This window comes from Kurthia populi (assembly GCF_042686175.1).
GTDB classification, from domain to species: domain Bacteria; phylum Bacillota; class Bacilli; order Bacillales_A; family Planococcaceae; genus Kurthia; species Kurthia populi.
Genome location: NZ_JBHUOR010000143.1, coordinates 74,024 through 87,146 on the forward strand (window position 1 = coordinate 74,024; position 13,123 = coordinate 87,146).

Sequence of the window (13,123 nt, forward strand, 5' to 3'; positions counted from 1 at the left end):
CCCCTCTTAATAAACGTCGCGTTGGTAGCGTTTTTGTTGTTGATACTGCACTAATGTCTCTACTGCTTCCTCGCGAGAAATATTGCCTTGTTGTTCAATGATTTGTAGTAATGCCTCATGCACATCTTTCGCCATTGCTTTTTCGTCGCCACAAACATAAATGACAGCACCTTGCTGCAGCCATTCGTATACTTCTTGTGCATGTTCTAATAAACGATGTTGCACATAAATTTTTTGTGCTTGGTCACGAGAGAAGGCTACATCCATTTTCGTTAATGTGCCGTCTTGTAAATAATTTAACCACTCTACTTGGTAGAGGAAGTCATAAACGAAGCATTGGTCGCCGAAGAATAACCAAGATTTGCCTTCTGCACCTGTTTCTGCACGCTCCTCAACAAATGAACGGAACGGTGCAACGCCTGTGCCAGCACCAATCATAATAATCGGTGTATCTGCATCTTGTGGCAATTTAAAGTTTGGATTTTCCTTCGTGAAAATTGATACCGTATCGCCAATTTCTAGGCGTTCTGCAACTTGACCACTTGTAACGCCCGTACGCGCACGACCATTTGCCTCATACGCTACTTTGCCGATTGTTAAATGCACTTCATCTGGATTCGCTGTATAACTAGAGGCAATACTGTATAAACGGTGTGGAATTGCACGAAGCTGTTCAACGAATTGCTGTGGTGTCCAGTCAAATGGACCATACTCTGTCACAAAATCAATTAAGTCACGGCCGTAGCTATATGCATGGAAATCACCTTCTAAAATCGGTGTAATGTCCGTTTTTGTAAACGCCGCTAGCTTTTGTACAAGCGGTTTTGACACAACCGTAATTTCAAGTGTATTCGTTAATGCTTCAAGTACAGTAACTGTCGTGTCTTGCACCGTTACTTGTGTTGTAGCATCAAAGCCTAAAACTTCTACTAATTGCGCCGCTAGTGCCGGGTCATTTTGTGGAATAATTCCAAGACTATCACCCGGTTCAAACGTTAAGCCTGAGCCTTCTAATGATAATTCGATATGATACGTTTCTTTATTTGAGCCATCCATGTTCAAATTGATTTTTTCTAAAATCTCAGCCTGGAATGGATTCTTTTTATTATAGGTTGATGTTGGTGCCGGTGCTGTAACGGTCTGAGTGGCTACTTCCGTTTGGCTAGACTGCTTTAACAATGCTTGTTGTACAGTTGTTAGCCACGCTGCTGCATCATCCTCATAATCTACGTCACAGTCTACACGTGGTGCGATTGCTGTAGCGCCAAGCTCACTTAGACGTTGATCAAAGTCAGCACCCGTTTTACAGAAGAATTCATATGAGCTATCACCTAGTGCTAGCACAGCATAATTTAGCTGGTCTAGTTTCGGTGCGCGTTTACTATGCAAGAAATCATAGAAACCAATCGCATTATCTGGAGCTTCCCCTTCACCATGCGTACTCGCGATAATGAATAAATTATCCAGCTTTTTTAAATCTTTTGGCTTAAAATCACTCATGGAAGCGACGTTAACATCTACTTGATTTTGTGCTAGTTCAGCACCAAAGCATTCCGCTAATTTTTGGCTATTACCTGTTTGTGATGCATAAAGAATCGTTGCTGTAATCGTTTTAGGTTTGCTAACTTGCTGCAGACCTTCTAATACGGCTGTTGCTTGTGCTGCTACAGCCTGTGGTGCGCTTAAATAACCATTCAACCAAATTTTTTGATTATCTGTTAAATTTGGGAGTAGCTCATTTAATAGCTTCACCTGTTGCTCGGTAAATGGACTGTTTTCGACTTGTAAAACCATGAATAATCACCTCATTATTAATGTTGGTAGCATTGACTACCGCTTCATTTGTGCGCTCAACAAGTACGTCTAATACTTTGTTGCCATATCCTAAGCTTTCGCAAATAATGAGCTGTTGCTCGACTTCTGCCTCTGCAATTGTTTTTTCAATATGTTTGCGCAATAACCCTTGGAATAATAAATATGGAACGATAAAAATTTTCTTTGCTCGATTTTGTTGTAAATTTGCAACATAGTCTTCGAATTTTGGTCCATTGCCGTATAAAAAGGCAATATTGACATTGCGTACACCAAAAAACAACTTTAGACGTGTCGCAATTTCTGTAAAATCACGTAATACTGCTGGGTCGCTACTACCACGACCAATTAGCAATACTTCGGAATCTTCTGTTAATTTTTCATGTGATTCTTGAATGCGTTGAAATAGTTGTAAAATCAACCGACGATCAATCCCAAAAGGCTTCCCATATGAAAAGCGTACATGCGGGAAACGGGCTTTTAGCGGCTCAATTGCATCGGGTATATCCTCTTTCGCGTGATTGGCAGTTAACAGTAAAATCGGGACAATCGCAATCGATGTAGCGCCCTGTGCAACACAGTTTGCTACGCCCTGCTCAATTGTCGGCTCCGCAAGCTCTAAAAAGCACATCTCCTGAATCGGCAGACGTATGCGCTTTTTCGCACGTTCAACGAATGCCCTCGCTTCCTCAATTCCTGCTGCTACCCTCGTTCCATGTGCTACATATAATACGGCTTGCATGCCTTTTCCTCCTTTACTTTAAAGCGGTTTGTAAAACGGGCTGTTCATTAAACCAAGCAATCTTCTCGCGCATACGAACCACTTCCCCGACGATAATCATGCTTGGATTTTCAATGCCTTCTTCATCGACAATACGTTCAATTGTTTCTAATGTCCCTGTCACGGTGCGCTGCTTATCATATGTTCCCCAATGGATTAGCGCCACCGGTGTTTGTGGACTTTTGCCGAAGCGTCGTAATTGTGAAACGATATATGGTAAATTTTTTACACCCATATAAACGGCTAATGTTTCGATATTCACTAATGATTCCCATTTTAAATCATCATCTTTGCCTGCTTGGCGATGTCCCGTCACAATAGCAAAGCTGCCGCTTAAGTCACGATGCGTCACAGGAATACCTGCATACGCTGGTGCTGCGATACCTGATGTCACACCAGGTACAATTTCAAATGGAATGTTTTCGTCTGCTAGCACTGCTGCTTCTTCAGCACCACGGCCAAATACGAAAGGATCGCCACCTTTTAAACGTGTTACGACTTTGCCTTCTTTCGCATAGCGTACGAGTGACTCATTAATATGTTCTTGAATCATCGCATGACGGTTTGGTAGTTTGCCACAAAACACAAGCTCTGCACCTGGTTTTGCATATGTTAATAGTTCTTCATTTAATAATCGGTCATATAAAATGACATCTGCTTCTTTAATTGCACGTAAGCCTTTTAACGTAATTAGTTCTACGTCACCAGGACCCGCGCCAACAATGTAAACTTTCGTCATAGCGATTGCTCCTTTTCTATGCTGCAATTATGTAAGTGAACAAAAAAAGCCCTCATTTCTCCCATGGTACATGATTACTATCACATCATAAGTAAAATAAGCGCCTCTAGTTGTCTAGTCAGCTGTTCGATTTTTAATTCCTAGTAAACATGTACAGATAATAAAATAAACTGTAAACAAAGTCAATAGCTAGGATTTATTTTTGCGTTTTACGTTGCTGTTGAAATCGCTGTTTTTCTACTCGATTAATTTGGACAATTACGCCGTCCTGAATTGTAATTTGTACTTCACCAAATTCAATTCCTTCAATTGCCTTTGCAATTGCTTCTAAACGCTCTGCATGTGTTGGTTGCGCCATGTTCGTGTCCTCCCCTTCAATCCTTAGTAAACGAATAGGTTTTAACAAGAATTGTTTCAATTCTATGCTGTAAGACAATAAATGTCAACTTTTTTTTGAGAATTAACAGAAAATTCGTCAAAAAGCAGAGTAGTTTACATTTTTCTATATTGCTACGATAATAGAAGTGGAGGTGTTTACATAATGGATAAATTAGTTATTTTTGGCGCAACAGGTGGCGTAGGTCAGCATGCTGTCCGCCAAGCATTATCAGAGGAATATGAGGTTGTCGCATTCGTGCGCTCCCCTGAAAAATTAACGCTTGAGGATGAACATTTAACGGTCATTCAAGGAGATGCTTTTGATGCAGAGGCAGTCGCACAAGCAATTGAAGGCGCGGATATGGTTGTTTCTACACTTGGTACACCGAAGGATAGTGATATCGAAAATCCAATCTCTGTCATGGTGAAAAATATTGTCGCCGGCATGACTAAGCACAATGTGAAACGCATTGTGTATACAGCGAGTGCGGGTGTCGATGGTGAAATTCAAGGTGAACGTGGTCAACAAGTGATGACGTATTTAAAACCGTATTTAATCGATCATAATAAATCAATTGACGCTATCAAAGAGGCCGGCTTAACATATACGATTATTCGTCCAATGGGCTTAACAGATGATGAGCCAAAACGTCGCTATGCGCTCTCTTATGATGATGTACCTGAAGCTGCACAATCAATTAGCCGTGATGATGTGGCAAATGCGGTTATCATGGCCATCCCAAATGCCAATTTCATGGGCCAATCAATCGCTGTTTTCAACATCTAATACATGAATCCACACTCCCTAGCATGGTATAGTGAAGCTATATTCATGCTAGGGAGGTTTTTTTATGACAACAGCTTGCGTTATTATTGACGTGCAAGGAAAAATTTTATCGGTAATGAATGACCCCGCACAAACATCTGAAAATCTAGTAAAGCTCCTTACGGGTGTCCAAACACTTGGCATCCCGACCATTTTACTTGAGCAATACCCCGATGGTTTAGGTCCAACAGATGAAGCCATTCAAACGGCTCTACCGCATGTACAGGCTATTGCAAAAACATCGTTTAGTGCATATCAAAGCGAGGCATTTATTGCCGCACTTCAAGCAGTTGACGGTTTAGAGCGCATTATTTTATGTGGTATTGAAGCACATATTTGCGTTTATCAAACCGCACGCGATTTACTGGAGGCTGGGTATATTGTCGAAGTCGTGGCAGATGCGGTCGATTCTCGCACAGCGGATAATAAACAAATCGGCATTGATCGGATGGCACAAGAGGGTGCGCTCATTACGAGCGTTGAAATGATTTTGTTTGATGTACTTGGTCATGCAAAGCACCCTCACTTTAAAACGATTAGTAAGTTAATTAAATAATAGAATAAAAAGATTCGGAAATAACCGAATCTTTTTATATTTTAATACCAAGTTTACTTGTAGGAATAATATTGTATATGTTATACTGACGCTACAATCATTCGAAAAGGGGTTTTTCACATGGCATTACATCCAGGTTCTGTTGACTATATCGAGGCACATAAAGGCGTACAATATTACGAACAAACACCTGAAGAAGCACGCCGCGAGCGCGCACTCGCACCAAAATTTAGCGTGCAGGTTGCAGGTATTCAAACGATTGAGGATCGTGTAATCCCTGTACGTGACGGCGAAATTAATGTGCGAATTTATACACCTGAGGGCAAAGGTCCCTTCCCTGTCATTGTGTATTATCACGGGGGTGGATGGGTATTTGGTAGCCCCGAATATGCAGATGGCGGCTGCCGCTATTTAACTGCGGCAACACAGGCAGTTGTTGTAAGCGTTGATTACCGCTTAGCACCTGAATATCCTTTCCCTACACCTGTAAATGACGCCTATGATGCCCTTGTGTGGGTGCATGAGCATGCAGCGCAATTACATATTGACCAGGAGAATATTACCGTTAGCGGTGATAGTGCTGGTGGTAATTTGGCAGCAGTTGTTAGTGCATTAAGTGCCGATTATGATGGGCCACCGATTAAACAGCAGGCACTCATCTACCCAGTACTTGATACTGATTTCACTGTAGCAAGCTATGATACCTTTGGTGAAAACTATGGCTTAGATAAAGAAGGGATGATTTGGTTTACGGAGCAATATGTCGATGCTGTAAATCAGAAAAACTCACTCGTTGCACCACTTCAAGCGAAAAATTTTGCACAGCTACCACGTACACTATTAATTGCGGCACAATATGATGTGCTCGTAGATGAAGGAATTCGTTATATTGACAATCTTCAGCGAGCTGGTGTACCGGCACAACGCATTGAGCTTGAAGGGCTCATTCATAGCTACTTTAGTAAAATTGAATTTTTCGATACTGAAACGAAAAAAACAGCCGAGCTAATTGCCAAATTTTTAACACCTTGTTAGTTAAAAGAGACCTGTATATATGCGGTCTCTTTTTTAGTGCAATTATCACATTTCAATTGATATTGATTATCACTTTCATTTATAATAGAAGAAATTTGTTAAAGGAGGAATTTTTTCTATGTTAGGGATTTTGTTTTATGCTTACGGTGCGCCGCAATCCATTGATGATGTGCCCGCTTATTTTGAACACATTATCGGTCGTACACCACCCGCTCCCATGATGGAGAATGTTACACAGCAGTTTAAACATTTACAAACAGCGGACCCAATCACGCTGTACGCACCACGCATCGCAGAAGCACTTGAAACGGTACTCAACCAAGACGGCGCGAACACGGTGCGTGTCTACAATGCCTATAAGCATACAGCACCATTTACCGATGATGCGATTCAAGCGGCACGTGCTGATGGCTGTACAGAGCTTTTAACGCTGACCGTCAATCCCATTTACTCTGCTTCAGGTGGCGGTAGCTTCCATGAAGAAGTAGCTGAAAAAGTAACAGATATGCCCGTTATACCACTGAAAAATTATTATGAAGCGGCATCCATTGTTGAAATGTATGCACGTCGTGTAAAAGCTGCCTATAATTTCTTACCACGTGAGGCAACGAAAAAAGTGTTTTATACTGTACATAGTCAAATTGTTGACCAAGAGCGTAATGCGCCATATGTTGCGGCTTTTGAAGCATTCGCGAAACTTGTATCCGAGAAGGCCGGTGTACCCGACTTTGAAGCGGTATATCGTAGCGGTCGTAAGGGCTGGTTAGACCCAGATGTGAAAGAGGCGATTCGCCGCGATACAGCTGCTGGCTTTGATGGCTTTGTGACATGTGAATTATTATCGATTGTTCCAGATATGGAGTCTTTCTTTGAAATCGGACGTGACTGCAAAGTATTATGCGATGAATTACAAGTTGCTTTCGTCCAAAGTGAATTCATCGGCGATAGTTTTGATGGTATCATGGCCCTTGCCAATGAAATTAAACAGCTTCATTATGCAAAAATTTAGATATTTCAAATAATTAAGTGGTACAATAAAGTGGAATTGATCGTAAAGGGGATTTTAAAATGTCAAAAGATAAAACAAATGTCGAGAGCTTCGACCTAGATCACACAAAGGTGCAAGCGCCCTACGTACGACTTGCTGGTACCAAAACGGGACAGCACGGCGATGTCGTAACGAAATACGACGTGCGCTTCAAGCAGCCAAATAAGGAACATATGGACATGCCTGCCCTCCACTCACTTGAGCATTTAACAGCTGACCGTATTCGCAATCATTCAGATCAAATTATCGATTGGTCGCCAATGGGCTGTCAAACAGGCTTTTATGTATCACTCATTAACCACAATGATTATGAAGATGTATTAACAATTTTAGAAGCAACGATGAAAGATGTACTAGAAGCTGACAGCGTGCCTGCTTGTAATGAAGTACAATGTGGCTGGGCAGCAAGCCATAGCTTAGAAGGCGCAAAACAATTAGCACAGCAATTTTTAGATAAACGCGATGAATGGACACAAGTATTCGCCACTGAATAACGAACTATCAAAAAGCAGCACGCGCATAATCGCACGTGCTGCTTTTATTTATTTTGGACGTGCGCGTGTAAAAATATCGCCAAGCTTCGCATAATGATTACCTGCTAAACGGCTCACGGCTTGAAGCCCATGCTCATCGACATAGCCTTTTTCCACATCATAATATGCTTCCTCTATATGAAAGCGCTCGACTTTTACGATAAATAAATCAAATGTCGGATATTCATCAAGTGTGACCGCTTTTTCAAGCGTACATTCCATACGAAACGGTGCCTCTAAAATTCCTGGTACATCGATTACCTCACTAGCTACTTCCGTTAAATTCGTCCGCGCAAGCTCACTGTCATTATAGGCTAAACTAGCGGCCGTTTCATTGACCATATCTACATTTTGCTCACTCGTTAAATGCACGACTAATTGCTTTATCGCATAAATATTACGAGCCGTATCTTTTGGTTGCCCGTCTTTTCGTTGCACAGATATGGAGATTAGCGGCGGATTGGCTGATACAATATTGAAATAGCTAAATGGTGCCGCATTAACAATTCCCTCTGATGATTTTGTTGTCACAAAAGCAATGGGACGCGGAATAATGGCCCCTGTCATTAACTTATAATTTTCGCGTTCTGTACGCTCGTTTGGATTTATTGAAAGCATATCATCACTCCTTTATGTCAGCATAACAAAAAAGAAGAGAGACAGCTATTTAGTTGTCCCTCTTCATGATTTTTAAGATAGTTTTTGTAGTTCGCGGCGCAAGATTTTACCGGTTGCATTTTTCGGTAGCTCTTCTAAAAAGGCAACGCGACGTGGCACTTTATATTTTGCTAAATGCTCACGACAATATGCGATTACTTCTTCTTCCGCCAAGGCATCCTCTGTTTTGACAACATACGCCATCACAATCTCTCCTTGCTCTGGGTCCGGCATCCCGACCGCAGCAGCCTCGGCGATTGCTGGATGCTCATACAGTACCTCTTCTACTTCTCGTGGGTAAACATTGTACCCACCGACAATAATGACTTCTTTTTTGCGGTCGACAATGTAGAAATAGCCTTCTTCATCACGACGCGCAAGATCGCCCGTATGGAGCCATCCATCTTTTAGGGCCGCAGCTGTTGCATCTGGCATTTTATAATACCCCTTCATGACATTTGGTCCCTTCACGACAAGCTCCCCAACTTGTCCGACCGGTACATCATGACCATCTGGGTCCACAACACGATTTTCGACATTGACGATTGATAGACCAATTGAACCTGCTTTATTTGGTCGGTCAATTGGATTGAAGCACGTCACCGGAGAGGCTTCTGATAAGCCATAGCCTTCACGAATCTTCACATCATATTTCGCTTCAAAATCATGTAATAATGCGACTGGTAGTGATGACCCGCCTGAAATCCATAAACGAACACTTTGCATATCTTCCTTGGTCGCACCAAGGAATTGATATAAGAAATTAAACATCGTTGGCACGCCAGCAAACATTGTCGCATTATATTTTTTAATAATACGCGTCACTTCTGCTGGGCTAAACTGTGGCACAATAAGCAATGTCCCACCTTGAATAAGCGGTGCATTTAATGCCACTGTTAAGCAGAATACGTGGAACATCGGCAGTGTCGTTACAACGCGATCATCATGACGAATATCTAAATATTTCCCAACATCACTTGCGTTAGCATATAAATTATCATGCGTTAGCATCACACCTTTTGGCTTTCCTGTCGTGCCGGATGTGTATAAAATAATTGCCGTATCGTCACCGACTGTCTCGATATCTTCTAGTGGATGCGTTTGTTGCATAAATGACATAAACGGAATAAACTTTTCAGCCACTGGACTCGTCGCCCAGCTCGTATCCGGTGTTGTTTCACAAATGATATATGTTTCCGTATACGTGCTATTCTCTAATTTTTCAATAACTGGCACGACACGGTCTAATGCAACAACCACACGTACGTCGCCATCATTTAAAATGTATGAAATCTCATCCGCTGTGTAGATGGGATTAATCGGAATAACGGTAATGCCTGCACGGAATGCCCCATATAACGCCACGATATAATGCGGTGAATTCCCTAATAATAGCGCTATATGGTCCCCTTTTTGTAAGCCTAGATGCTGAAGTCCTGCTGCAAAACGACTAATCTGTGCATCAAGCTCTTGATACGTCGTTCCTTGGTCCATAAAAACATACGCATGTTTATCCGCACACTCGCGGGCTGTTTCCGTAAAACGCGTTGATAAATTCATGTTTGTTCCCCCTTATATGGAATGAATGGCTATTCACATTCCATATTATAATCTAATTTACTAAAAAAGGAAAACAAAAAATATGTATTAAAGAGAATTTTTTTGATTATAAAAGAAAAAACGAGAAATGCATAAAATGCAGCCCTCGTTTTTCATTATTTTTCAATTAACTGACGTTGATGCCATTCAAACGTGCGAAAGTCCGATACTAAGTATGTTTTTTCATGAATAGCACGCGCTTCTTTCGTCATGCGCGCTAAATCCTTCGCTAAGAAACGGGCGCTTAAATGATTTAACAACAAGGTACCAACACCTGCTTGCTGCGCAACCGTTGCCGCCTCTATATTCGTCGAATGACCATATTGGCGTGCAAGCTTTGCTGTCGCATGGTCAAATGTCGATTCATGCACCAAGACATCCGCTTGCTGTGCTAATGCTAATGCATTGTCACATTGGCGTGTGTCGCCTAAAATGGTCACAATAAAGCCTGGCTGCGGCTCGCTTAAAACATCGACACTACGAACAGCGGTCCCGTCTTCTAGTACAATGTCTTGCCCAGCTTTTAAGCGGCCAAGTAGCGGCCCCTTTGGGACACCAAGTGCAGTTGCTTTTTTAATATCTAGTGCCCCTGCTAACGGCTTTTGCTCGATACGGTAGCCGAAGCAAGGGACTACGTGCTGTAGTGGCATCGCACGTACGATAAATTGCTCGTTTTCAAACACAATACCTTCCTCTACTTCAACAAATTCAAGCGGATAGGTTAAATGCGTGCCAGTGACATCATTTGTCATCTCTACCCATTCTTTCAATCCTTTTGGCCCGTAAATCGTTAGCGGTGTATCACCACCTAAGAAAGAGCGCGAGCCGATAAATCCTGGCAACCCATAAATATGGTCGCCATGTAAATGCGTCACAAAAATCTTATCAATTTTACGTGGCTTAATGGTCGTTTCTAAAATTTGATGCTGGGTTGCTTCGCCACAATCAAATAACCATATCGTTCCTAGTTCATCTAATAATTTCATAACGAGCGCACTTGTCTTACGCTCCTTTGAGGGCATTCCTGCACCTGTCCCTAAAAATTGTAGTTGCATTGTCGTTCCTACTTTCTATGATCATCTAAAAAATCTTTTGAAAAACTCGTTGGTGCATCATATGTCGATTTTTTCACACGTACACCACGCACAATAATATCTTGTCCAAATTTATCGCGTAATTCATTCATAATATTCATAACTGGCTCATCTCGCACATGGTCCGTAAATGTAAATAAATCGAGCTGTTCCATACGTTGCTGACGATTCTCGACCTGGCTAATACTGACGCCAACTAATCGTAGCGGCGCACCATTCCAGTGCTTGGTCGCGAGCTCTTTCGCCTCACGTGCAATATCATGCTGCTCATAAATTGCATTGACGAGCGTCTTACTACGTGTCGTCTGCTTCCAATCGGCGCTACGAAGCTGAATGGATATGGTTTTCCCTGCAAGATTTTTTGCTTGTAGGCGATTGGCTACACGCTGTGATAGCTGTGAAATCACGTCATTTAGCTTGCGCTCAGACAAAATATTTTCTGAAAGTGTTGTCGAATTACCAACAGATTTCGTATCATATATCGAAGTTGGGTCAACTGCACGATTGTCGATACCATATGCCTTTTCACGCATCCGTACACCATTTTTTCCAAACCAAGCACGAATATCTACTTCACTCGTAGCCGCTAAATCCCCAATTGTTTTAATATTGTGTGCCGCGAGCTTTTCTGCTGTACGCTTGCCAACGCCATGCATTTCAATAACTGGCTTAGGCCATAAAACAGCTTCAACTTGACGCTTTCGAAGTACGGTAATGCCCATCGGCTTTTTCATATCGGATGCCATTTTTGCTAAAAATTTATTTGGCGCAATGCCAATTGAACACGGCAAATCAAGCTCCTTTTTCAAGCGCTGTTGAATGTCCTCAGCAAGATTTAACGCATCTGCTCCGTGGACAATCGCCGTCACATCCATATAGCCTTCATCAATCGATACCGGCTCTACCAAATCCGTATACTCCCGTAGTATCGTAAACATCGCATTCGATGCGGCGCGGTACCGCTCAAAATTAGGCTTTAGCATAATCAATTCCGGGCATTGCTTACGCGCTTCTGTTACGCGCATCGTCGTATAAACCCCTCGTGCACGCGCTTCATAGGAACATGTCACAACAACTCCTCGCCGCTCTTTTGGGTCACCACCAACTGCAATCGGTTTGCCTTTTAGCGCTGGATTAATTGCTTGTTCAACCGATGCATAAAAACAGTTCATATCAATATGGAATAAAATGGCCATAGAGATTCCTCCCGAACTTTTGTTCTTATTTTTATTATAACATTTGAAACTGCTTCGGTGTAATATCATATGCTTCTTTGAATTTTTGAATAAAATAGCTTGCACTTGAAAAACCAATTTCTAGTGCAATATCCGTTACGGCTTCATCTGTATGCTGCAGTAATTCCCTACTTTTCTCTAAACGATACTTTAAAATATATTGAAAAGGGGTCATCTGAAGCGATTTCTTGAAGAGACGAATCGTTTCACTAGTGCTTAAATACACGACGCCCGCAAGTTCATCAAGCGTTAGCTTCTCCGTATAATGGATATGAATATACACTAGTAGTTCTTTTAAGCGCTCATCAAATGCCGGCTTTGTCACGCCTTTTTCAGCATGTGTACAGAGCAAATGAGCGACTTTAACAAAATCATCGTAAATGGTAAATTCATCGTCGCTCGCCATTGCATGTGCGATGATGGCTAAACATTCCTGTTGCCATCCATCATCTGTTAGTAATACATATCCATGCTTTGGCCCACGTTGTTCAAAGCATTGACGTAAAAAACGCGGCAATAAATCTGGTTGAATATTCCAACAGCGGTATCTCGCGTCGTCCGTTAGCGCATACGCTTCATGCACAACACCTGAATGAATCCACAAACCTTGACCCGCTTCAATCGTATGTACATCTCCTTGAACATGCATTTCGACACTGCCCGCTTCAACAATTTGCATTTGCCATTCATCATGCCAATGAAGTGGTATATAGCCTACGCTATTTGCGACAATCAACGTATTATAAACAATCGATGGAAATTCTGGGTTGTCATACAGTACTTGTTCCTGACCGAAAGGATTAATCGGGATATTACGTCGTTGCATGTTG

General features: G+C 42.0%; 14 protein-coding genes. 5 read left to right on the plus strand and 9 right to left on the minus strand.

Annotated features, from left to right (window positions below):
* Positions 1-6: 6 nt before the first annotated feature.
* The 4 genes from ACFSY7_RS20020 to ACFSY7_RS20035 all read right to left on the minus strand — a co-directional run bounded on the left by ACFSY7_RS20020 (position 7) and on the right by ACFSY7_RS20035 (position 3,690).
* Positions 7-1,794, minus strand: coding sequence for an assimilatory sulfite reductase (NADPH) flavoprotein subunit (locus tag ACFSY7_RS20020; protein WP_380149381.1), 1,788 nt, complete (start codon positions 1,792-1,794; stop codon positions 7-9).
* Positions 1,736-2,554, minus strand: coding sequence for a sirohydrochlorin chelatase (locus ACFSY7_RS20025; protein WP_380149383.1), 819 nt, complete (start codon positions 2,552-2,554; stop codon positions 1,736-1,738). Before ACFSY7_RS20025 ends, ACFSY7_RS20020 begins: the two co-directional genes overlap by 59 nt.
* Before the next feature lie 13 nt (positions 2,555-2,567).
* On the minus strand, positions 2,568-3,332 hold the full coding sequence (cobA, locus tag ACFSY7_RS20030) for a uroporphyrinogen-III C-methyltransferase (RefSeq protein WP_380149385.1): 765 nt from the start codon (positions 3,330-3,332) through the stop codon (positions 2,568-2,570).
* 196 nt (positions 3,333-3,528) lie between these two features.
* Positions 3,529-3,690, minus strand: coding sequence for a YezD family protein (locus ACFSY7_RS20035; RefSeq protein WP_126990219.1), 162 nt, complete (start codon positions 3,688-3,690; stop codon positions 3,529-3,531).
* Positions 3,691-3,873: 183 nt separating this feature from the next.
* On the opposite strand from ACFSY7_RS20035, the gene ACFSY7_RS20040 reads away from it, so the two are divergent.
* From ACFSY7_RS20040 to ACFSY7_RS20060, 5 genes are all read left to right on the plus strand, one after another.
* Complete coding sequence (locus ACFSY7_RS20040) at positions 3,874-4,497, plus strand: NAD(P)-dependent oxidoreductase (protein WP_380149386.1); 624 nt, start codon at positions 3,874-3,876, stop codon at positions 4,495-4,497.
* Between the two features lie 64 nt (positions 4,498-4,561).
* A complete protein-coding gene (locus ACFSY7_RS20045; RefSeq protein ID WP_139992307.1) occupies positions 4,562-5,092 on the plus strand; it encodes an isochorismatase family protein in 531 nt (176 codons plus the stop codon).
* 120 nt (positions 5,093-5,212) lie between these two features.
* Positions 5,213-6,127 (plus strand): alpha/beta hydrolase, encoded by a 915-nt coding sequence (locus tag ACFSY7_RS20050; protein WP_380149387.1) that lies wholly within the window; start codon positions 5,213-5,215, stop codon positions 6,125-6,127.
* 118 nt (positions 6,128-6,245) lie between these two features.
* Positions 6,246-7,136 carry a ferrochelatase gene (locus ACFSY7_RS20055; RefSeq protein ID WP_380149388.1) on the plus strand — a complete coding sequence of 297 codons (891 nt, stop codon included), beginning with the start codon at positions 6,246-6,248 and terminating at the stop codon, positions 7,134-7,136.
* A 59-nt stretch (positions 7,137-7,195) separates the two neighbouring features.
* Positions 7,196-7,669: an S-ribosylhomocysteine lyase gene (locus tag ACFSY7_RS20060; RefSeq protein WP_380149389.1), complete on the plus strand. Its 474-nt coding sequence runs from the start codon at positions 7,196-7,198 to the stop codon at positions 7,667-7,669.
* Positions 7,670-7,717: 48 nt separating this feature from the next.
* On the opposite strand, the gene ACFSY7_RS20065 is transcribed toward ACFSY7_RS20060, so the two are convergent.
* From ACFSY7_RS20065 to ACFSY7_RS20085, 5 genes are all read right to left on the minus strand, one after another.
* Positions 7,718-8,326, minus strand: a complete 609-nt coding sequence (locus ACFSY7_RS20065; RefSeq protein WP_380149391.1) for a flavin reductase family protein — start codon at positions 8,324-8,326, stop codon at positions 7,718-7,720.
* 72 nt (positions 8,327-8,398) lie between these two features.
* Positions 8,399-9,925, minus strand: coding sequence for a fatty acid--CoA ligase family protein (locus ACFSY7_RS20070; protein ID WP_380149392.1), 1,527 nt, complete (start codon positions 9,923-9,925; stop codon positions 8,399-8,401).
* Between the two features lie 155 nt (positions 9,926-10,080).
* On the minus strand, positions 10,081-11,019 hold the full coding sequence (gene rnz, locus ACFSY7_RS20075; protein ID WP_126990227.1) for a ribonuclease Z: 939 nt from the start codon (positions 11,017-11,019) through the stop codon (positions 10,081-10,083).
* A gap of 8 nt (positions 11,020-11,027) precedes the next feature.
* The gene (locus ACFSY7_RS20080; RefSeq protein WP_380149393.1) at positions 11,028-12,254 is read right to left on the minus strand and encodes a DNA polymerase IV; all 1,227 of its coding nucleotides are present in this window, start codon (positions 12,252-12,254) and stop codon (positions 11,028-11,030) included.
* A 34-nt stretch (positions 12,255-12,288) separates the two neighbouring features.
* Positions 12,289-13,119, minus strand: coding sequence for a helix-turn-helix transcriptional regulator (locus ACFSY7_RS20085; RefSeq protein ID WP_380149394.1), 831 nt, complete (start codon positions 13,117-13,119; stop codon positions 12,289-12,291).
* Positions 13,120-13,123 lie beyond the last annotated feature (4 nt).

Excerpts from the sequence above, each read along its gene's own strand:
- ACFSY7_RS20020 (WP_380149381.1), bottom strand. The coding sequence starts at position 1,794 with ATGGTTTTACAAGTCGAAAACAGTCCATTTACCGAGCAACAGGTGAAG.
- ACFSY7_RS20025 (WP_380149383.1), bottom strand. The coding sequence starts at position 2,554 with ATGCAAGCCGTATTATATGTAGCACATGGAACGAGGGTAGCAGCAGGA.
- cobA (WP_380149385.1), bottom strand. The coding sequence starts at position 3,332 with ATGACGAAAGTTTACATTGTTGGCGCGGGTCCTGGTGACGTAGAACTA.
- ACFSY7_RS20035 (WP_126990219.1), bottom strand. The coding sequence starts at position 3,690 with ATGGCGCAACCAACACATGCAGAGCGTTTAGAAGCAATTGCAAAGGCA.
- ACFSY7_RS20040 (WP_380149386.1), top strand. The coding sequence starts at position 3,874 with ATGGATAAATTAGTTATTTTTGGCGCAACAGGTGGCGTAGGTCAGCAT.
- ACFSY7_RS20045 (WP_139992307.1), top strand. The coding sequence starts at position 4,562 with ATGACAACAGCTTGCGTTATTATTGACGTGCAAGGAAAAATTTTATCG.
- ACFSY7_RS20050 (WP_380149387.1), top strand. The coding sequence starts at position 5,213 with ATGGCATTACATCCAGGTTCTGTTGACTATATCGAGGCACATAAAGGC.
- ACFSY7_RS20055 (WP_380149388.1), top strand. The coding sequence starts at position 6,246 with ATGTTAGGGATTTTGTTTTATGCTTACGGTGCGCCGCAATCCATTGAT.
- ACFSY7_RS20060 (WP_380149389.1), top strand. The coding sequence starts at position 7,196 with ATGTCAAAAGATAAAACAAATGTCGAGAGCTTCGACCTAGATCACACA.
- ACFSY7_RS20065 (WP_380149391.1), bottom strand. The coding sequence starts at position 8,326 with ATGCTTTCAATAAATCCAAACGAGCGTACAGAACGCGAAAATTATAAG.
- ACFSY7_RS20070 (WP_380149392.1), bottom strand. The coding sequence starts at position 9,925 with ATGAATTTATCAACGCGTTTTACGGAAACAGCCCGCGAGTGTGCGGAT.
- rnz (WP_126990227.1), bottom strand. The coding sequence starts at position 11,019 with ATGCAACTACAATTTTTAGGGACAGGTGCAGGAATGCCCTCAAAGGAG.
- ACFSY7_RS20080 (WP_380149393.1), bottom strand. The coding sequence starts at position 12,254 with ATGGCCATTTTATTCCATATTGATATGAACTGTTTTTATGCATCGGTT.
- ACFSY7_RS20085 (WP_380149394.1), bottom strand. The coding sequence starts at position 13,119 with ATGCAACGACGTAATATCCCGATTAATCCTTTCGGTCAGGAACAAGTA.